The organism is Saccharopolyspora hattusasensis (genome assembly GCF_050972075.1).
Taxonomy (GTDB): domain Bacteria; phylum Actinomycetota; class Actinomycetes; order Mycobacteriales; family Pseudonocardiaceae; genus Saccharopolyspora; species Saccharopolyspora hattusasensis.
On the sequence record NZ_JBPCDC010000001.1, the window covers coordinates 4,531,378 to 4,550,551 of the forward strand.

Sequence of the window (19,174 nt, forward strand, 5' to 3'; positions counted from 1 at the left end):
TCAGACTCCGGCTACCGGATGCCCGTTGGTCCGCCCAGACGTTTCCGGCGCCATGCGAGCGGCCACCGCCGCGATCGTCTCGTTGATCTCCTTGGCGATGTCGGCGTCGTGCTGCCGTTTGTCCAGATCAACGCGCTCTCGGCGCTTCCGGGTGTCCAGCAGCTTCTCGTGCCGCCGGAGCGCGAGGTCGCTGAGCACGGCTTCCTCGGTGTTCTGCACGACCTCGGTGTAGATGCGTTCCTGGCTCGCGGTCCGGGTCTCCACCAGCCTGTCGTAGGCAGTCGTGCCGCCGAGCAGCTTGACCAGGATCGGCAGGCAGTCGATCAGTACGAACATCAGCCGGATCAACCAGGTCGTACCCCACAGGACCGGATTCTGGTCGGTCATCTCGTCCAACGCCCGGAACCTTTCCAACAGCCCGATTTGTCGTTGGTGGCTCTCCAGCTCGGTTCGCTGCCGCTGAATCTCGGCGTCGCGGGCCTGCTGGTAGTCGCGTTGTGCGGAACCCGCCCGGTCCCGAAGCTCGACGACCCGCGAATCCAGCGCGCGCAACTCGGTGTTGCGGGTCTCGATCGGATGGCTGGCGCGGAAATCGTCGGCCTCCCGGCGGAGCCGCCGACAGTCGGCGCCTTCGCCGGGAACACCAGTCAGCCCCGGCCCGGATGCGCCGGTGCATTCCAGGCGTGCCAAGTTCTCCAGGTTGGCGAGCTGGGCACTGTCGGCCCGGATGCCGGCGGACAGCGAGGCCACCTGCTGCTCGGTGGCGGCGAGCTCGCGCGCAAGAGCTGTCGGTTCGACGCCGATGCTGAACACCTTGCCGACACAGCCCTCCGGAAAGCCAGGTGGCTGGGGACTGTCCGGGAGCGGGTTACAGCGGACGAGTTCGTCCACCAGCTCCCGGACTTGCCGATCGCGTTCGTCGTTGATGTGCTGCTCGACGGCGGTCTGGAAAAGTCGTAGCACAACGGGTTCGGCAATGATGAAGCCGAGCAGGCCGGCCACTAACAACCGGGGGACCAATATGGCGGCGCGTCGCCCCCAGCGGATGTCCGTGGCGCTGGAAATGAGCCACCGGTCGAGGTTCAGCACCACGATCGCCCAGACCAGCGCCGGGAACAGGAGCAGTGGATTGAATCCGCCCAGCACTTGGCTCAGCGCGAACGTCATCGACAGGCCAGCGATGACTGCGGTGCTGAGCACGACTCCGCCGACACCGGTATAGCGGGTCCGGTTGTGCGGGACCCAGTCGAGCATCTTCTCGTCAGTCCCGGCCAGGACGCGCAGCTTCCTGCCATAGTCCGTGTGGCGGGCCCGGTTCCAGATTCGTCGGCCGGAGGCCTTCCAACGCTCAGTCAACGTGCCCGTCCTCGTCGACAATCGGCGGCTGATCGGCGTCCCGCGGTGCCCGGCTCAACGAGCCCTGCTGTTTTTCCTGCTCAAGAGCGGGATCTTCGGTTGCGCCGGGACGGAGACTTGCGCTGAGGGCGGTCACGAACTGCATGGCGTCGATCGGCAGGGAATCGAGGTGGCCGACCGGCAGCGTTCGGAGCAGGTCGAGCATGTGCTTGCGCCGCCTGTCCTCCGATTCGTAGGAGTCCCGGACCGCGTCGGAGGTGTGGATTTCGCGTCGGCTGATCCCCAGTGCGGTGACCATGCTGGGGCCGCCCTGCAGTATTTCGTGGATGCGCTCGATGTCGCGCTGCTCGAATGCCTGTCGCAGCTCTGCTACGTCCTGGTTCCACCGCTCATCACGGACGACGGTGGAGTGCTCGCGCAGCGGAGTTGGAGTGGGAACGCGAACCTCGCACAGCGACAGGTCCATGCCATCGACCTGAGGTGGCACAACCTTGCAGTAGGCCATGATCCGCCGTCGGACAAGGCTGCGCACCTCGTTGATCTCCTCCACGCCGCACTGGAGGCCCAACGCCAGAAGTTCCTGGTCCTGGCTAAGGTAGCCGTGCAACGTGCCGCTCAGGTCGGTAAGCCCTGCCGCTGCGACGGATTCCGGCCTGATCACCTTCGCTGAGAAGACCGCTTCGACGAAGAAGTCGTCGGCAGGGCTGTTCGACGGGATCGCCAGCCTGGTCGTGGTCAGCCGCTCCCTCATGTCGATGACGCTGATCGACACGGCTGAGACGACGGCGTCCTCGCTACCCGTCAGGTGGCGGCGTTCCCGGAACGCCTCGTAGCGTCCATTGACCTCGAAAACCAGCACCGTCCCCGGTTCCTGCGGAGGAAGCTCGGTGAGGTCACGCCTACTCCCGAGGAGCAGGCGGCGCCTGGCCGGAGGCAGGGGGTATTCGACCACCACCGGGTAGCCGGCGCGGTTCATGCTCATGCTCATTGTTTCCCGTCTTGTCAAGTGGTGATAGCGCGCCTGTTTCCGTCCAAAGAGGACAGGAATGTCGATGCGATCGATTGATCGGTTTTCACCAGGGCGAAGCGGAGATCGCGGCACAACAACGCCAGCTGCGGGGCGGGCATCCGAGTCCGGATGGCAATACCGAGTTCCGCGATGACCGGCAGGTTTTCGCCGTGCGTACCGAGTGCTTGCAGCGCGCGCCGGAGGACTTCGATCGCTTGTCCGCGATGCGAACCGCTGAACAGCACCCAGCACCAGATTTCCCCGAGCGCTTGCGCATTCGCCGGTTGCCGTCGCAGGACATGCGCGGTGATGTCTTCCCTGGAGCTTCCGCAGGTGCCGGACAGGACCGCGAGCAGCGCTTTCCTAGACAGCTTGATCCGGCGGAACTCGTCGCCGTTGGCGATGCTTTGGTGGGCGAGTCCGCGGAGGAGGTTCAGGACCCAACTGGCATCCGCCGCGGTTTCTACCGCAGATGAGAACAGCAGACCCATCGAAACCTGTGCCACCTCACCAATGCGCTGGCTGCGCGCGGAGAGGAACCACAGCACCCGCATCGCGTCGGACGGGTAGCGCGCGCCGATCTCGCTGCCCAGCGCGGTCGCTGCGGTCATCGCACGCCGCGCACCAGAGTCAGTCGCCCAGGACAACGCGATGTGCAGTGCTTGTGGTGCAAGCGAATCATCGATGCACATCCACGTCAGCACGTGCGCAGCCGTCAGCCGCATGACCGAAGTGCCGTCCGCCCACCGGAACAGGTAGTCCTGCTCCGCTTCGCGGGGCGAGTTCCTAGCGAGCAGGCTGATGCCGAGCGCGATCTGGAAGTGCAGGTCTGACAGTGGTGGCTCGGACACCAACTCGTGCAGCCAGGTGCGGATCGGTTCCCACAGCTCGAATCCGTACCGCTCGACGAGTTCGGCCATGACGCGTGCCCGGTGCTCGACGGACCGGAAAACCAGCCTGCGTTCCCCGGCTAGGCCATCCGGCCCCGGAACGTCCAGGGCGGTACGGATGAGCGGGTGGCTGTTGCGGTCCGCTCGCGATTGCCGGAGTTCGGGTTGGTCCCGCGCGTCGGCGGGTACCGGATCGGCGATCTTGAGCAGCCGCTCGAAGACAGCCTCGAAGGTGCGGTCCGGAAGCCCGTGCGCGAACGCGAGCGCCGCGATTTCCAATGCTTTCAGCCGTCCAGGATCGCGGTCGAACCAGTCGATCACCTGCTTCGTAGTGGAACCGTCCAGCCGAGCGAGCGCAGCTTCCAGGCCGCACGGCAAATTCTTCGCGAACGCCACGACTTCCGCAGGGGATTTGAGCTCAACCGCGTGTGCCCGCGCCTGGGCATCGGACTGCGGTGGGGCGTACTCGTTGAACACCGCTTCCGGGGTCGGCGGTTGCCACTCGACCGCCATGGCCCCGAGCCGGCGCATCCGGGTGGACTCGGTGACCAGCACGAGGTAGGCGCCGTGCTCCTGGAGTCGGTCGGACAACTGGGTTATCTGGAACTGCTGCACCGCGTCCGGCCCGGCGTCGTCCACCCAGTCCCGGATCAGGTATCCGCGGTTGCGCTTGAAATGCGGGTACTCGACGAGCTGAGCCAGGGTCATGGCGGGCGAAAGGCCCACCAGCGGTGCCTGCGGATCGTCCAGTGCGAGGTGCAGCAGGACCATCGCGCTCGTCGTCCGGCCGGTGTCCTTCGGTCCAGCCAGAAGCACGACGTTTGCCTGGATCAAGATTTGCGCCGCGTCGCGGTGTCGCGGCGGTGTCACGAAATGTTGGTGCGCTCGCTGCACTTCTGCATCGTCAATCGGGCCGGTAGCGCGGCGGTGGGTGACGCCGAGCGAGATGCCGAACTGAGCGCTGCCCGCATCGACGTTCCCGTAGAACTTGTTGATGACTTGCGTGGTGCGCCTCAGCTCGGCGACGTCCGCGTCGCTGAGAGAGTCCTCCTCGGCGGTGGGGAGCACCGGCGGGACAGACTCGGTGTCGATCGATTCGGGGCCGGTTTCATCCTCGGACATCGGAGCACCACCTGGCTTCAGTAGGACACGCCGAAGGTGGCGTTCTCAGCGTGCACCGTGTCGTGGAATTCGTTGTGCGTTGTCGGCTCGGGGTGCGACCGCGCCGGTTTGTCCCGGTTGCGCCGGTCGAGCGACTGATCCGCGGACGGGAGTTCGAGGCGGTGGACGTTCACCCCTGGAACGTGGATCCATGCCGTCTCCGCCAGCTCCTTCACCCGAACGGAAACCTGGCGAGCATCGTCAGGGCCGAGCTCGGTGTGTCCCTGCTTGACCGTTTCCTGGTACAGGCGGTCCGACAAGATGACTCCGAGCGCGCATTCCGGTGCTGCGGCCATCGCTTCCTTGAGAGGTTCGGCGTCGCGCAGCCTGCTCACCACGACGACGGCTCGTCCGGAGAACCCGTTGCTGGCGGGAAGGGCGACGCCGTAGTGCATCGCGAGCCGCAATCTGAGCCGGTTGCCGGGCAACATACCGTGGTTGTGCTGGGCAAGCGCCCGCCGCAGCTCGCGGACGTAGTCGTCGATGACCTGCGGCTCGGGTTCCGGGTCGTCTTCAGGCAGGAGGGCAAGCTCCCCATCTCCCTGCGGTTGCTTGTCCCAGAGATCGCGGCGCAGACCGGCGCGGTCGGCCGCTTGGTCCAGGACCGCTAGCACGCCATCCTGGATGGCCCGCTGGCGTTGGTCGTCCTGGGCCCCGTAGTTCTCCGCATCGACGGACAGACAGAACCGGCGGCTGAATTGAGCTGACATCACCCTGTTGACCCTTCTTGCAAGCTGATGAACACGGAAAGTTGCTCGAAAGGGCACTTTGCTACGGCGAATGAATGAACATTGCGCGCTACTGCGGGTTCTGGCTAAGTTCCTTCGCGACTTTATGTAGTCGACCCGGGTTCGTGATCAGTACTTTGCGGTAACCGCGCCGGACCGCGTTCAGAGCTTCCAGCTTCTGGAGGGTGTCTTGCGTGACTCGCAAGCTCGCGCCGGCCAGTGCCGCCAGGTCCTCCTGTCTCAGCGGGACTTCGCGCGGTTCGGCGTTTCGGCAGTAATGGCCGTAGGTTTCCGCGATCTGCACGAGTACCCGCACTACCCGGGTTTTCGCGTCGTGTGCGGCGAAATCGAGCCGACGCTCGTTCGCCCACCGGAGCCGTTCACTGATCATCCGGGTGATCTGGATGGAAACCCGGGGATACTGGTTCAGGAACCGCTCCAGTTCTGCGGACTCGATCCGCCGCCCCACCGTGCGGCAGCAAGCCGTCACCGTCGCGGAACGCTCCCGTTTCTCCAGAACGCCCATCTCGCCGACGAGATCACCGCCGAAGCGCACCGCAAGCAAGGTTTGGGCCCCGTTCTCCCGGACGGCCGTCACCTTTGCCATGCCATGCAGCAACACTACGACGTGCGACGCCTGCACACCCTGCCCCAGGAGCGTCTCTCCAGCTTCGAAATTCTTCCTCGAACCCAGTTCTAGCAGCGCGGCTCGGCTCTTCGGATCTAGTTTTCCGAGCAGGGTTCCTTCAGGCCATGACGAAGTCGCTGCCACAGGCGGCCGGTCGGTGTCGACCGTCCCTCCTCCCCAGAGCGGATCGGCGTAGTTCCCCAGTGCGGCGGTCGTCGCTAGCGCGCCGCCCAGTCTTGACGCCTTTCCATCCTGATACGGCCCGGAGCTACTTATCACCGCTGTCCGAGTGATCACGATGGTTACTCAACGAGATCAACAAAGCACCAGACTGACCGGAGATCACGAACGCTTCGGCATCAGGACGTAGTGCAGCTCGGCGCCGGACGGGTCCGGTTCCGCGCCGGTGATCATCCTCGAGCGGCGTCTCGGAACGCAGGCCGATGCGGACTGCCCGCGCGCCGAACGCCTGCAGCGCATCGGCGAGGTAGCGGGGCTGGTAGGCGGTGGTGAAGCGATCACCGCTGGTGGTGGCCTTGACCGCCTCTTCGGCCTCGCCGAACTGCTGATCGGCCACGCGCACCCGGACCTCGGCGTCGCCGACCTCCAACAACACCGTGCCCTGAGCCCCGGCGAACGGCGCCACGCGGCGCACCGCCCCGGCGAGCTCGGGCGCCGACACCGGTCGTTTCCGCAGCTGATCACCCGTGAGCACTGTCAGGCGCGGTACGTCTGTTGTGGACGTGGTGACGTGGTGTGGAGCGAACGGCCTGTTTGGGTCGGCTATCGAGGTGATCATCACTGTCCGTTCGTTTGACGCCAGCAGCCCGATACCGGCGTTGGGGTGGATGGAGCGAGCGGCCCGTTTGGGTCGCCTATCAGGTGAACAGTCCGTTCGCCCCGTAGCACGCGCGCTCCCGGCAGCCGCTCGGGCCGCCCAAGGGGCAATCACGGGCGCTGACCAGGTCAGATGCCAGCCAGGTTGAGGTCAGAACGGGACGTCGGGACCAGGGTGCGGCGGCGCAGCCACAGGACCGCCGCGAGTACTACGCCGACCGCGCTCGCGGTCAGGAACGACGCCGCCGGGCCGCTGATCTCGACCAGTTGACCGCTGATCGACTGGCCGATGGCCGCGCCCAGCGTCACCGAGGTGACCACCCAGCCGAACGCCTCGGTGGCGGTGCCCGCCGGCGCCGCGATCTCGATCGCCACCGAGTGCGCGGTGGACTGCGGCGTGATCAGGCTGCCCGCCACCAGCAGCGCCAGGCACAAGCCCCACAGCGTCGACGGCACGGCGAGCAGGGTGAGCAGCGCGGCGAAGCCGAACAGCAGCGCGGGCAGCCGCTGGTGCATCGGTCGCGGCCAGGGGCGCAGCCCGTAGGCGACACCGACGACCACCGAGCTCACCGACAGCAGGCTCAGCAGCAGGCCGCCGGCCGTGGGGTGGCCCGCCTCCACGGCCGCCGCGGGCACGCCGACCTCGATGAAGCCGATCAGGATGCCGAAGCCCAGCGCGGCGAGGGCCACGGTCCGCATCCCCGGGCTCGCGATCGCCCCGAGGAGGCTGCTGCCGACCCGCTCCGCAGGGTCCGGCCGGTGGCCGCGGGCGGCTCGGGTGGAGGCGAAGCCGACGCTGCCGATGACCATGCAGGCGGCGCCGACCACGACCCCGGTCCCCGGCCACGGCATCGCGACCATCAGGCCGGCCAGGCCCGGGCCGAGGATGAAGAAGACCTCCATGCTGATGGCCTCGTACGAGTAGGCCGCGTCCCGCGCCGGGCCGGGCGGCAGCAGCCGCCCCCACAGCGCCCGCGAGGCCGGGCCCACCATCGGCTCGCTGATCCCGACCAGGAACGCCAGCGCGGTCATCAGCGCCATCGGGGCGTGCAACTCGATGGCCACCACCTCGACGGTCACCAGTGCCGCGAACACGCCGGACATGACGTACAGCGGCACGGTCGGTCCCACCCGGTCCATCACCCGGCCCTGCGCGACCGAGCCGCAGGCGACACCGATCAGCGCACCCGCGGACACCAACCCGGCCGCCGCGAACGAGCCGGTCTCCTGCTGTACGTAGAGCATCAGCGCGAGGCCGACCATCGCGATCGGCAGGCGGCCGAGCAGGGAGGCGATGACGGGCCCGCGGGCGCCGGGAGCGGTCAGGGCGGTGCGGTAGTCGGTTAGGGACGTGGACTGGGACACGTGAACAGTATTCCAATTTTGGTACGACAGTACCAACTTTGATTCGGGTTATCTCTCTCACGGATTCGGGTAATCCCCTCACACGAGAAAAAAGGGACCTTCTACCCGGTTCGGCCGCCGACCGAAGAGGGCACACTTAAATAGGAGTGGCTACGCAATCCGGGTGAACTCTGCAACCGAGTTGCGGGCAGCCGCGTCCTGGAAGGTGAGAGGGGTTGCTGGCGGCACCGGCCGTCCAGCATCTTCGACAAGAAGGCTTTCCTCTGGTGCCAAGGATTCGGGGCCGACGCATCGGAGGATCGGGGGAGCGTGGTTAGTCGTCGGGGGACGAACCACGCACATGTGAAGGGGCCGGAGCGCCGCGTCGGGGGCGGCGTCCGGCCCCTTCACACATGTGCTCGAGCCGGTTCGGGCGTCAGCAGCTGCCGCCACCGCCGTCGCCGCCCCCGCTGAAACCGCCACCGCCGCCGTCGGAACAGGCCCCGAAGCCGCCGCCCCCGCTGTCACTCCCGCCGAATCCGTCGCTCGTGTCGCTGTAGCTGCCGGTGTCGCTGGTGTAGTAGGGCCCGCCGGAACTGCCGGTGTAGCCGCGGCCGCGACCACCCCTGGATCGCACGGACGCGGCGATCAAGATCGCGAACGCCGCCACGATCGCGATTGCGAAGATTCCGCCCATCGGTTTGGCCCCCTCAGGTCTCCGTTCCTCGGTCGTCCGTAGGACGCTCATCGGCCACCGGGGGTTCCAGGTCGAGCACGAAACGTGAAGGAGTCTCAGTCGCCACCGCTACCGCTACCGCCGCCGCCACCGCTGCCGCCGGAATCGCCCGAACCGCCCGAGTCCCACCCACCGCCGGAATCCCACCCGCCGTGGTGTCCGCCGCCGTGGTGTCCGTCGAACGAACTGCCTTGGCCCCAGCCCCAGCTCGTGTCGACGCCGCCGGATCCGCTGTCGCTCCGCCTGGAAACTTGCCGGCGTGCGGCGGCCCTTCGGCGCGCGGCGGCGTAGTCGGCTCCAACGCGCCGGCGATGCCGCCGGGCGCCCGATCAAGGTTTTACACGCCGCAGGCGGCCATCGGGTTGACTTTCGGGCACGAAAAAGACGCGCGTCAGCTGACAAGTCCGGGTAGAGGTCCCGAACCCGTCGGCCGACGCGCGTCAGTTCACGGCGTCGCTACTGCACCAGTGCTCAGCGAGCGCGGCGGGCCAACCGCTCGGGGTCGAGGATGAGCACGCTCTTGCCCTCGAGCCGCAGCCAACCGCGGTGCGCGAAGTCCGCCAGCGCCTTGTTCACGGTCTCCCGCGAAGCGCCGACGTACTGCGCGATCTCTTCCTGCGTCAGGTCGTGGGTGACCCGCAGCAGTCCCGCCTCCTGGCTGCCGAAGCGCTGCGCGAGCTGCAGCAACGCCTTGGCAACGCGGCCCGGCACGTCGGTGAAGATCAGGTCGGCCAGCATGCCGTTGGTCCGGCGCAGCCTGCGCGCGACCACGCGCAGCAGCTGCTCGGCGATCTCCGGGCGCGTGGCGATCCACTGCCGAAGGGCCGACCGGTCCATGCTCAGTGTGCGGACCTCGGTGACCGTGGTCGCCGTCGAGGTGCGCGGCCCCGGGTCGAAGATGGACAGCTCGCCGAACATGTCCGACGGGCCCATGATCGCCAGCAGGTTCTCGCGACCGTCGGGCGACTTGCGTCCGAGCTTCACCTTGCCGGACTGAATGATGTAGAGCCGGTCGCCCGGCTCGCCCTCGGCGAAGATCACGTGTCCCCGCGGGAACTCCACGGGTTCCAGCGACTGGGCCAGTGCCTCTGCCGCGGCCGGCTCAACGCCCTGGAAGATGCCGGCCCGGGCCAGTGTCTCGTCCACCTCGTCCCTCCATGTTGAGACGCGGCGGCTGTCTGTGGTGCCGGACCCGCAAGTGCGAATCTAGCGGTGTGCCGCCGATCACTACCAGTAATTCTAAGACTGGTCGCGGGAACGGCGAGTACGCAACCTACCTGCACGTCCCACCCTGCGGAGCTGGAACAACTCCAGCGCGCGTCCAATACCTTGCCGGAACAGCGCCCGTACCTCGTCGGGGCGAGCGTTCTCCAGCAACTCCTCCACCTCGTTCTCCTGCACCGCGACGTGCCGCAGGCGGGCCTCCACGCGCTCCATGAAGAGGGTGAAGAACATGATCACGAGCGGCACGACGATGACGAACCAGGCAGCCATCATGACTTGAATCCTCGCTCATACCTTCGGGGCGGGTGCAACCGGGGTCGGGTTCCCGGCGAGCGTGACTGTTCGGCCACCTTCCGTGATGAACTCTTCTCATGGGTCCGGCGGGGGTCCCCGGACCGTGTCGGGGCGCAGCCTAACCCGGATACGCAACGCAGTCGGCGTTGGACACACTCCGGCGGCCCTGGGCCGCGCCGGTGCGGCGGGTTTCCGGGGCGATCGGATCCGTAGGCTGGTGGGGTGTCAGACCTGGCTCGGAACAAGCGCAAGAGTGCCGCGACCCGTTCGGGTGATGAAACCCGGCTGGGGCTGGTCCGGCGGGCTCGCCGGATGCTGCGGTCGCTGACCGAGGCGTACCCGGATGCGCACTGCGAGCTGGACTTCGAGACTCCGCTGGAGCTCGCGGTCGCCACGATCCTGTCCGCCCAATGCACCGACAAGCGGGTAAACGAGGTCACCCCGGCCCTGTTCAAGAAGTACCCGACGGCCGCCGACTACGCCTCGGCGGACCGCACCGAGCTGGAGGAGATGATCCGCTCCACCGGGTTCTACCGGAACAAGGCGGCGTCGCTGATGGGCTTGGGCGCGGCCCTGGTGGAGAAGTACGACGGCGAGGTGCCGGGGAGGCTGGCGCAGCTGGTCAAGCTGCCCGGCATCGGCCGCAAGACGGCCAACGTCATCCTCGGCAACGCTTTCGACGTCCCGGGCATCACCGTGGACACCCACTTCGGACGCCTGGTCCGGCGCTGGGGCTGGACCGAGGAGGAGGACCCGGTCAAGGTCGAGCACGCGATCGGCGAGCTCATCCCGCGCAAGGAGTGGACGATGCTCTCGCACCGGGTGATCTTCCACGGACGCCGCGTCTGCCACGCCCGCAAACCCGCCTGCGGGGCCTGCCTGCTGGCCAAGGACTGCCCGTCCTACGGGGTGGGCCCGATCGAGCCCGCGCAGGCGGCGAAGCTGGTGCGCGGTCCGGAGACGCCGCGGCTGCTGGCGCTTGCCGGGGTCGTCGACGAGGTCCCGGAGCGCACCATCGAGCAGGCTGCGGCCAAGGAGCCGGTCGCGTGAACCTGCGCGCCTACCGCAATGAGATCCGCTGGACCATCGTGGTGGTCGTACTCGCGGTGCTGGGCGTGATCGCGCTCTGGCCGCGTGGCGCGGACCAGCAGCAACAGCAGTCCGCTGCACCGGCTCCGGCGCCAGCGGCCCGCGCCGTCGACCCGGCGCAGCGGGCCGCAGCGGCGCTGCAACCCTGCCCAGCTGCTAGCGGCGCTCCAGGTGGCCTGGCGGGGGTGACCGGCAGCTGCCTGGCCGACGGACAGCCCGCTGACGTGGGTGCCGCCGTCGCCGGTGGCCCCACCCTGATCAACCTCTGGGCGACCTGGTGCGCGCCGTGCCGCACCGAGCTGCCCGCGCTGCAGGCCTACGCGGACCAGCCGGGCGCGGTCCGGGTTCTGGGTGTCCAGGTCCAGAGCGATCCGGCGGACGGTCTTGACCTTCTTACCCAGTTGGGCGTTCACTTCCCCAACGTGCATGACGGAGACAGCCGCGTCCGGGCCGCGCTGAAGGCGCCGAACGTGTTGCCGATGAGCTACGTGGTGACCGCCTCCGGCGAGGTTCGCCGCATCGACCCGCCGGTCGTGTTCAAGTCACCGGACGACGTCCGGGCCGCCGTCGAGCGAACCCTGAGGAGTGACCGGTGAACCAGCGACGAACGGGCCCGCTGGTCGACCCGGTGGAGCTACCCGGCTGGTTGCAGAGCGTGGTCAAGCGCTCCGCCGACCTGGACCCGGGGCACTGCGGCTGGCCGCGCGAGAGTCCGCCGGCAGACGCCCGCCCGGCCGCGGTGCTGGTGCTCTTCGGCGAGGGTCCGAACGGTCCGGACGTGCTGCTGCTGCGCCGCGCCGACGGCCTGAGCTCGCACCCTGGCCAGGTTGCTTTCCCCGGTGGCTCGCTCGACGATGTCGATCGGGGGCCGGTCGACGCCGCGCTGCGGGAAGCCGTCGAGGAGGTGGGGTTGCGGCCGGAGGGCGTCCGCCCGTTGGCGACGCTGCCGGAACTGCACGTGGCACACAGCGGATTCCGGGTGACCCCCGTGCTCGCGCACTGGATCGAACCATCCCCGGTCGCGCCGGTGGACCCCGGTGAGACGGCGGCGGTGGCCCGGGTGCCGATCTCCTGGCTGACCGATCCGGCGAACCGGCTGCGGGTGGAGCTGGCCGGGCGGCATCCGAGCCCCGCGTTCCTGGTGCCCGGGATGCTGGTGTGGGGTTTCACCGGCGGCCTGCTGTCCGGGTTGCTGGACCTGGCTGGCTGGTCGCGCCGCTGGAACCGCGCCGACGTGCGGGAACTCGACGAGGCCTGGCGGGCCGCCGAGGAGGCGGAGAACATCGGTTTCGGACGTTCTTGAGCGGTTTGAGAGCCTGTTCTCGGAACTCGGCTGATCGCCGCGGCGGTGCGAGTCGCGCGCGTCGCGCCGGGGCTGTGCCGCTTCGAGGACGGGTTCTGAGAACGTGGTGCGGGCCGATCGTCGCGGCGAGGATGAGGTGAGCGGGTGAACTGGGTCGACCTGCTGGTGGTGTTGCTGGCACTGCTCGCCGCGCTTTCGGGGGCCCGCAGCGGCCTGGTCACCGCCCTGTTCTCGTTCCTGGGCGTGTTTGTCGGCGCGGTCGTGGGCCTGAAGGTGGCGCCGCTGCTGCTGGACCGCTTGGACAGCCCGGTCGCCCGCCTCGCCTTCGGCGTCGGGATCGTCGTGCTGCTGGTGGCTTTCGGCGAGACCTTCGGTATGTGGGCCGGCCGGGAACTGCGGGACCGGATCACCTCCCCGAAGCTGACCGGTGTGGACAACGCGCTGGGCGCGGTCCTGCAGTTCATCGCGGTCCTCGTGGTGGCGTGGCTGATCGCGTTGCCGTTCACGTCGGCGTCCGCGCTGCCCGGCCTCGCGGCCGCCATAAGCCGGTCGAAGGTGCTGACCGCGGTCAACTCGGTGATGCCCGAGTCGGCCAAGGCGCTGCCGGACGACCTGCGTGAAATGCTCGGGGTGTCCGGATTCCCGCAGGCGCTGGAACCGTTCTCGCAGACCCCGGTCGCGGAGATCGCGCCGCCGGACGCGGCGCTGGCCAACAGCCCGGCGGTGCGCAACGCGCGGACCAGCGTGGTGAAGGTCCGGGGCCGCGCCACGTCATGCGCGCGGGCGTTGGAGGGCACCGGGTTCGTGATCTCGCCGCACCGGGTGATGACGAACGCGCACGTGGTCGCGGGCACGGACCGGGTGGCGATCGAGATCGGCCGCGGCGAGTTCGACGCGGAGGTCGTGCTCTACAAACCCGACGAGGACGTCGCGATCCTGGCGGTGCCGGACCTGGACGCGGACGCGATGACCTTCGCGCCCGGTCCCGCCAGCCCGGGCAACGACGTGATCGCGCTGGGCTATCCGCTGGACGGGCCCTACACTGCGTCGGCGGGCCGCATCCGGGAGCGGATCAGGCTGCGCGGGCCGGACATCTACGACGCGAACACCGTGGTCCGGGACGTCTACACGGTGCGCGGCAAGGTGCAGAGCGGGAACTCCGGCGGGCCGCTGATCGACCCGAGCGGCAAGGTCGTGGGCGTGGTCTTCGGCGCTGCGGTGGATGACCCGGAGACGGGCTTCGCCCTCACCGCGGAACAGGTCGCCGACGAGGTGGCTGCCGCACCCCGGCTGTCCACCGAGGTCGCCACCGGCCCCTGCACCCACTGATTCAAAGGCAAAAAAGCCCGTGAGTGCTTTTGGGGGCTGTGGCACCCAAAAGCACTCACGGGCTTTTGGGTTCCTCGGCGGCGTGGTGGCGCTTGGTGATCTGCTTGGTTTCCTTGAGCGTTTCGATGGTGCGCTTCGGTGCCCGGATCTTGCGCACCCGCATGTAGCCGAGCAGCGCCAGCAGGCCCGCCACCAGCAGCATCACCAGGAACACGATGCCGAAGGCCGCCCACCGCCACAGGCCGAGCTGGGCCAGCCCCTCGGCCAGCGTGAAGAACAGGAAGAACAGGCTGAAGCCGAGCACGGTCAGCGCGAGTACGAAGTAGACGCTGCCCTTGACGGCCTTCTTCATCTCGCCGGCGAGCTCGGTCTTGGCCAGCTCCACCTCGGACCTGACCAAGGTGGACAGGTGAGTCGTGGCATCGCGGACCAACGCGCCGATGGACTGCCCGTCGGGAGCAGTGCCCTCTTCGGACAGCGGGATGGACGTGACCGCAGTCCACCCCGCACCGTCACGGCTGCCGTTGGTGCTCTTCTGGGCGCTGTTCACGTGCCCCATCGTGCCACGCGCGATCAACGGGCGACCGGGCGACTCGCGGTGCGTTACCCGTGAGTGACCCGCATCGGCAGGTGTTCCGCAGGTTCAATTGAACCTCGTGCCGGGGCCTTGCGGCGCAGTTTCGGCTGAAACTGCGTTCTCCCGAGGTCAGGCCGCGCGGTTCAGGCGTCGGTGCCGTCGGCGTTCTTGAGCTTGCGGCCGCGCCGCAGCAGGACCGCCGCGGCGAGCAGCGACGCGATGGCGGACGCGATCAGCACCGCGGCCTTGGCGCGTTCCGCCGCCGCACCGGCCAGCGACAGGTCGGCGATCAGCAGGCTGACCGTGAAGCCGACGCCGCCGAGCATCGCCAGCGCCGCCATGTCGCGCCACTGCACCGAGTCCGGTTTCGCGCCGATGCCCAGCTTCACCGCGAGGAAGGAGCTGCCGAAGATGCCGATCAGCTTGCCCACCACCAGTCCGATGATGATCGCGATGGCCACCCGGTCCGCGCCGATCGCGGCAAGCGCCTCGCCGTTCACCGGAACCCCGGCGGCGAAGAACGCGAAGACCGGCACGATGAGCCCGGCCGACCAGGGCTGCAGCCGGTGTTCCAGGCGCATCGCCGGCGACGCCGGCTCGTGCGGGTCGCGCTTCACGCGCGTGAGCAGCCCGAGCGCCACGCCGGCGATCGTCGCGTGGATGCCGCTGGTGTGCACCGCGATCCAGGTGGCCACGGCCAGCGGCACGTACAGCCACGGCGTGGTGATCCGCTTGCGCTGCAGGTACCAGTAGGCGACGCAGAGCACGACCGCAGCGAGCAACGCGATCACGCTGAGCCCGTCGGTGAACAGCACCGCGATCACCACGATCGCGCCCAGGTCGTCGACCACCGCGAGGCTGAGCAGGAAGACTCGCGCCGCGGTAGGCATCCAGGAGCCGGTCAGCGACAGCACACCCAGCGCGAAGGCGATGTCGGTGGCGACCGGGATCGCCCACGCGGCATGCGCGCCGGGCGTGCCGTGGCCGATCGAGAAGGCGAGCACGGCGGGCACGATCATGCCGCCGATCGCCGCGATCACCGGCAGCAGCGCGCTCTTGATGTTGGACAGCTCGCCGACCACGAGTTCGCGCTTGAGCTCCAGCCCCGCGACGAAGAAGAAGATCGCGAGCAGCCCGTCCTTTGCCCAGTCGCCGATGGAAAGGTCGAGGTGCAGGGCCGCCGGCCCGATCTCGAAGTCACGGATCGCGTGGTAGAGCCCCGCTGCGGGGGAGTTCGCCAGCAGCAGCGCGACGGCGGTGGCGGCCAGCAGGACCATGCCGCCGACGGTTTCGGTCCGCAAGTAGGAGCCGAAGTCGAACGTTCGCGCAGATCGCGAGGCCTTGGCGGGCCGGGACTTGTGGTGGGCGGCTTTCGACACTGGCGGCTCCGATCGCGGGTAGCACGAGCTACAACGCCGACCAGTCTTCCCGGCACACCTTTCCCGACATTTTATCATCCCCGATCCGGCTGATTGCCTTCGCAAGCACAGGGGGAGCGGTGTTCGTGCAGGTAAAGACGTATTTCTCGGGCGGTTCGGCCGGAAAGCTCACGACCCGTTGACATGGAGGGAAGCGCCGGGGACACCCTTCGAAGAGGACGTCCCCGGCGCTTCACCAGTGCGGTCAGTCGTCGCTGGACTTCTTCAGGCCCCTGGAGATGAGGTCCATGACCGAGGAGTCGGCGAGCGTCGTGACGTCGCCGACGTCGCGGTTCTCCGCGACGTCGCGCAGCAGCCGCCGCATGATCTTGCCGGAGCGGGTCTTGGGCAGCTCGGGCACGACCATGATCTGGCGGGGCTTGGCGATCGGGCCGATCTCGTGGGAGACGTGCTCGCGCAGCTCCTTGAGCGCGGCCTCGCCGCTGGCGGTGTCGTCGATGCCGCCGCGCAGGATCACGAACGCCACGATGCCCTGGCCGGTGGTGGGGTCGGAGGCCCCGACCACGGCCGCCTCGGCGACGTTGGGGTGCGACACGAGTGCGGACTCGACCTCCGTGGTGGAGATGCGGTGCCCGGACACGTTCATGACGTCGTCGACCCGGCCCAGCAGCCAGATGTCGCCGTCGGCGTCGTACTTGGCACCGTCGCCGGCGAAGTAAAAGCCGAGGTCGGCGAACTTCGACCAGTAGGTCTCCCGGTAGCGGTCGTCGTCGCCCCAGATGCCGCGCAGCATCGACGGCCACGGCTCGTCGAGCACCAGTAGTCCGCCGCCACCGTTGCCGACCTCCGCCCCGGTCTCGTCGACGACCTTCGCCGAGATCCCCGGCAGCGGCCGCTGCGCCGAGCCGGGCTTGGCGACGGTGACCCCGGGCAGCGGGGAGATCATGATCGCCCCGGTCTCGGTCTGCCACCAGGTGTCCACGACCGGCGTGCGGTCGCCGCCGATGTTCTTGCGGTACCAGATCCAGGCCTCGGGGTTGATCGGCTCGCCGACCGAGCCCAGCAGGCGCAGGGAGGACAGGTCGTACTTCGCGGGGATCTCCGCGCCCCACTTCATGAACGTGCGGATCGTCGTCGGGGCGGTGTAGTAGATCGTCACCCCGTACTTCTGCACGACCTCCCAGTGCCGGCCCTCGTGCGGCGCGTTGGGGGTGCCCTCGTAGATGACCTGGGTCGCCCCGTTGGCCAGCGGCCCGTACACGATGTAGGTGTGGCCGGTGACCCAGCCGATGTCCGCGGTGCACCAGTACACGTCCGACTCCGGCTTGAGGTCGAAGACGGTCTGGTGCGTGTAGGCGGCCTGGGTGAGGTAGCCGCCGGAGGTGTGCAGGATGCCCTTGGGCCTGCCGGTGGTGCCCGAGGTGTAGAGGATGAACAGCGGCTGCTCGGCGTCGAAGGACTCCGGGGCGTGGGTCTCCGGCTGGCCCTCCAGGACGTCATCCCACCACTTGTCGCGGGCGTCGTCCCAGGCGACCTCGCCGCCGGTGCGCTTGACCACCACCACGTGCTCGACGCTCGGGGTCTCCGCGACGGCCTCGTCCACGTTGGCCTTCAGCGGCATCGCCTTGCCGCGCCGGTACTGGCCGTCGGAGGTGATCACCACCTTCGCCTCGGCGTCGTTTATGCGGGTGCGCAGCGCCTCCGAGGAGAACCCGCCGAAGACGACGCTGTGCATCGCGCCCAGCCGGGCGCACGCGAGCATCGAGAACACCGCTTCGGGCAGCATCGGCAGGTAGATCGCGACCCGGTCGCCGGCGCCGACGCCCAGCGCGGCCAGGGCGTTGGCGGTGCGGGAGACCTCCCGCTGCAGCTCCGCGTACGTGATCGTGCGCGAATCCCCAGGCTCGCCTTCCCAGTGGATCGCGACGCGGTCACCGCTGCCGGCCTCGACGTGCCGGTCCACGCAGTTGTAGGCCACGTTCAGCTTGCCGCCGACGAACCACTTCGCGAACGGGGCATTCGACCAGTCCAGGACCTGGTTCCACTTGCTGTCCCAGTGCAGCCGCCCGGCCTGTTTGGCCCAGAACGCCTCCCGGTCCGCCGAAGCTTCCTCGTACAGCGCCGACGTGGCGTTTGCCTGCGCCGCGAATTCCTGGGACGGCGGGAATGTCCTGCTCTCGATGAGCAGGTTGTCGAGCGTGTTGCTCTGCCCGTCGGGCTGGTTCATTGCCGAGAACCTCCCTGGATATGGATGCCAGTGCCAGTGGAACCGTAATGCGGTCAGGCTCACTAACAACAGGGGGTTCGTCCGAATGGTTCAGACCAATCACGCGATACGGTCCGAAATCGCCGTTTTGCGGAGGCCGGCAGCGCCGTCACTGTGTCACATGTCGCAACCCGGGTCGGCGGCGGGGGGCTGACGTGCCGGTAGCGTCGTCGGGCGTGACCGAGAAGCCATCGCTGGTGCCGCTGCTGGAGCTGGACGGCGTCGCCGACGCCGTGACCGCCGCCCGCGCGGCGATCGACGAGGTGCACCGGCACCCGGCCAATCGGCGCGGCTGGCCCGCCACCGCGGCCGAGGCGTCCGTCCGGGCCGCCCGCGCGTCGGCGGCCATCGCGGGCGGCGCGGCCGAGATCCCGGAATCCGGCGAGGTCACTGACCCGCTACTAGCCGGTTCGCTGCGGATCGCCGAGGCGGTGGGCACGCTGCTGCCTACCTGGCAGCGCGCGCCGCGGCAGGCGCTGGCCCGGATGCACGTGCTCGCGGCGGCCGACCTGATCGACGACCCGGACCGGCTCGGCCGTCCGCAGGCAGACCCGTTGATCGCCGAGCGGCTCGACCTGCTCGCCGAGATCATCACCGACCGCGAAGCCCAGGGGCCGGGCCCGGTGCTGGCGGCGGTCGTGCACGGCGAACTCCTAGCGCTGCAGCCGTTCGGCACCGCCGACGGGGTGATCGCGCGGGCCGCGGCGCGGCTGAGCGTGATCGGCAGCGGGCTCGACCCGAAGGGCCTGGTGGTTCCCGAGGTCGCGTACTTCCGGCGGCTGGAGGAGTACGCCGAGCGGGCCCTCGGCTTCGCCACCGGCGAGATCGACGAGGTCGCGGCCTGGATCGTGTACTGCTGCCAGGCGTTGGAGGCCGGGGCGCGCGAGGCGAAGTCGATCGCCGACGCCGTCCAGGAGGGCTGAGCGGGCCGGGAACCTGGTTTTGCCCGGTCGTGGCCCGTGAGTGTTTTCGGGTGCGATAGGACCCTGGTGGTTAATTCTCGGGTTGGGTGAGGGTGTGTTGG

General features: G+C 68.6%; 18 protein-coding genes. 5 read left to right on the plus strand and 13 right to left on the minus strand.

Annotated features, from left to right (window positions below; translation table 11 throughout):
• The 10 genes from ACRXBZ_RS21415 to ACRXBZ_RS21460 all read right to left on the minus strand — a co-directional run bounded on the left by ACRXBZ_RS21415 (position 1) and on the right by ACRXBZ_RS21460 (position 10,183).
• Entirely contained in the window at positions 1-1,356 is a 1,356-nt protein-coding gene (locus tag ACRXBZ_RS21415) for a DUF4407 domain-containing protein (RefSeq protein WP_433880602.1), read from the minus strand.
• Entirely contained in the window at positions 1,349-2,338 is a 990-nt protein-coding gene (locus tag ACRXBZ_RS21420) for a hypothetical protein (protein ID WP_433880603.1), read from the minus strand. Before ACRXBZ_RS21420 ends, ACRXBZ_RS21415 begins: the two co-directional genes overlap by 8 nt.
• 20 nt (positions 2,339-2,358) lie before the next feature.
• Positions 2,359-4,377, minus strand: a complete 2,019-nt coding sequence (locus tag ACRXBZ_RS21425; RefSeq protein WP_433880604.1) for a hypothetical protein — start codon at positions 4,375-4,377, stop codon at positions 2,359-2,361.
• A 17-nt stretch (positions 4,378-4,394) separates the two neighbouring features.
• Entirely contained in the window at positions 4,395-5,126 is a 732-nt protein-coding gene (locus ACRXBZ_RS21430; protein WP_433880605.1) for a hypothetical protein, read from the minus strand.
• 88 nt (positions 5,127-5,214) lie between these two features.
• Positions 5,215-6,069, minus strand: a complete 855-nt coding sequence (locus ACRXBZ_RS21435) for a Crp/Fnr family transcriptional regulator (RefSeq protein WP_433880606.1) — start codon at positions 6,067-6,069, stop codon at positions 5,215-5,217.
• The gene (locus tag ACRXBZ_RS21440; protein ID WP_433880607.1) at positions 6,041-6,571 is read right to left on the minus strand and encodes a hypothetical protein; all 531 of its coding nucleotides are present in this window, start codon (positions 6,569-6,571) and stop codon (positions 6,041-6,043) included. Before ACRXBZ_RS21440 ends, ACRXBZ_RS21435 begins: the two co-directional genes overlap by 29 nt.
• A gap of 167 nt (positions 6,572-6,738) precedes the next feature.
• Positions 6,739-7,974 carry an MFS transporter gene (locus ACRXBZ_RS21445; RefSeq protein ID WP_433880608.1) on the minus strand — a complete coding sequence of 412 codons (1,236 nt, stop codon included), beginning with the start codon at positions 7,972-7,974 and terminating at the stop codon, positions 6,739-6,741.
• 415 nt (positions 7,975-8,389) lie between these two features.
• Positions 8,390-8,701, minus strand: a complete 312-nt coding sequence (locus ACRXBZ_RS21450) for a hypothetical protein (protein WP_433880609.1) — start codon at positions 8,699-8,701, stop codon at positions 8,390-8,392.
• A 459-nt stretch (positions 8,702-9,160) separates the two neighbouring features.
• Complete coding sequence (locus ACRXBZ_RS21455) at positions 9,161-9,835, minus strand: Crp/Fnr family transcriptional regulator (protein WP_168586181.1); 675 nt, start codon at positions 9,833-9,835, stop codon at positions 9,161-9,163.
• Positions 9,836-9,928: 93 nt separating this feature from the next.
• The gene (locus ACRXBZ_RS21460; protein WP_029535541.1) at positions 9,929-10,183 is read right to left on the minus strand and encodes a hypothetical protein; all 255 of its coding nucleotides are present in this window, start codon (positions 10,181-10,183) and stop codon (positions 9,929-9,931) included.
• 336 nt (positions 10,184-10,519) lie between these two features.
• On the opposite strand from ACRXBZ_RS21460, the gene nth reads away from it, so the two are divergent.
• The 4 genes from nth (at position 10,520) to ACRXBZ_RS21480 (ending at position 13,928) form a co-directional block, all read left to right on the plus strand.
• Positions 10,520-11,257, plus strand: a complete 738-nt coding sequence (gene nth / locus ACRXBZ_RS21465; protein WP_371812893.1) for an endonuclease III — start codon at positions 10,520-10,522, stop codon at positions 11,255-11,257.
• On the plus strand, positions 11,254-11,892 hold the full coding sequence (locus ACRXBZ_RS21470) for a TlpA family protein disulfide reductase (RefSeq protein WP_433880610.1): 639 nt from the start codon (positions 11,254-11,256) through the stop codon (positions 11,890-11,892). The genes nth and ACRXBZ_RS21470 overlap by 4 nt, the downstream gene beginning before the upstream one ends.
• The gene (locus ACRXBZ_RS21475; protein WP_433880611.1) at positions 11,889-12,599 is read left to right on the plus strand and encodes an NUDIX hydrolase; all 711 of its coding nucleotides are present in this window, start codon (positions 11,889-11,891) and stop codon (positions 12,597-12,599) included. Before ACRXBZ_RS21470 ends, ACRXBZ_RS21475 begins: the two co-directional genes overlap by 4 nt.
• Before the next feature lie 144 nt (positions 12,600-12,743).
• Positions 12,744-13,928: a MarP family serine protease gene (locus ACRXBZ_RS21480; protein ID WP_433880612.1), complete on the plus strand. Its 1,185-nt coding sequence runs from the start codon at positions 12,744-12,746 to the stop codon at positions 13,926-13,928.
• A 55-nt stretch (positions 13,929-13,983) separates the two neighbouring features.
• On the opposite strand, the gene ACRXBZ_RS21485 is transcribed toward ACRXBZ_RS21480, so the two are convergent.
• From ACRXBZ_RS21485 to acs, 3 genes are all read right to left on the minus strand, one after another.
• A complete protein-coding gene (locus ACRXBZ_RS21485; RefSeq protein WP_433880613.1) occupies positions 13,984-14,487 on the minus strand; it encodes a phage holin family protein in 504 nt (167 codons plus the stop codon).
• Between the two features lie 161 nt (positions 14,488-14,648).
• The gene (gene nhaA / locus ACRXBZ_RS21490) at positions 14,649-15,884 is read right to left on the minus strand and encodes a Na+/H+ antiporter NhaA (RefSeq protein WP_433880614.1); all 1,236 of its coding nucleotides are present in this window, start codon (positions 15,882-15,884) and stop codon (positions 14,649-14,651) included.
• Between the two features lie 244 nt (positions 15,885-16,128).
• The gene (gene acs, locus ACRXBZ_RS21495) at positions 16,129-18,111 is read right to left on the minus strand and encodes an acetate--CoA ligase (protein ID WP_433880615.1); all 1,983 of its coding nucleotides are present in this window, start codon (positions 18,109-18,111) and stop codon (positions 16,129-16,131) included.
• A 215-nt stretch (positions 18,112-18,326) separates the two neighbouring features.
• Here acs and ACRXBZ_RS21500 point away from each other — a divergent pair, with 215 nt between their 5' ends.
• Positions 18,327-19,073 (plus strand): Fic family protein, encoded by a 747-nt coding sequence (locus tag ACRXBZ_RS21500; protein WP_433880616.1) that lies wholly within the window; start codon positions 18,327-18,329, stop codon positions 19,071-19,073.
• Positions 19,074-19,174: the final 101 nt, after the last annotated feature.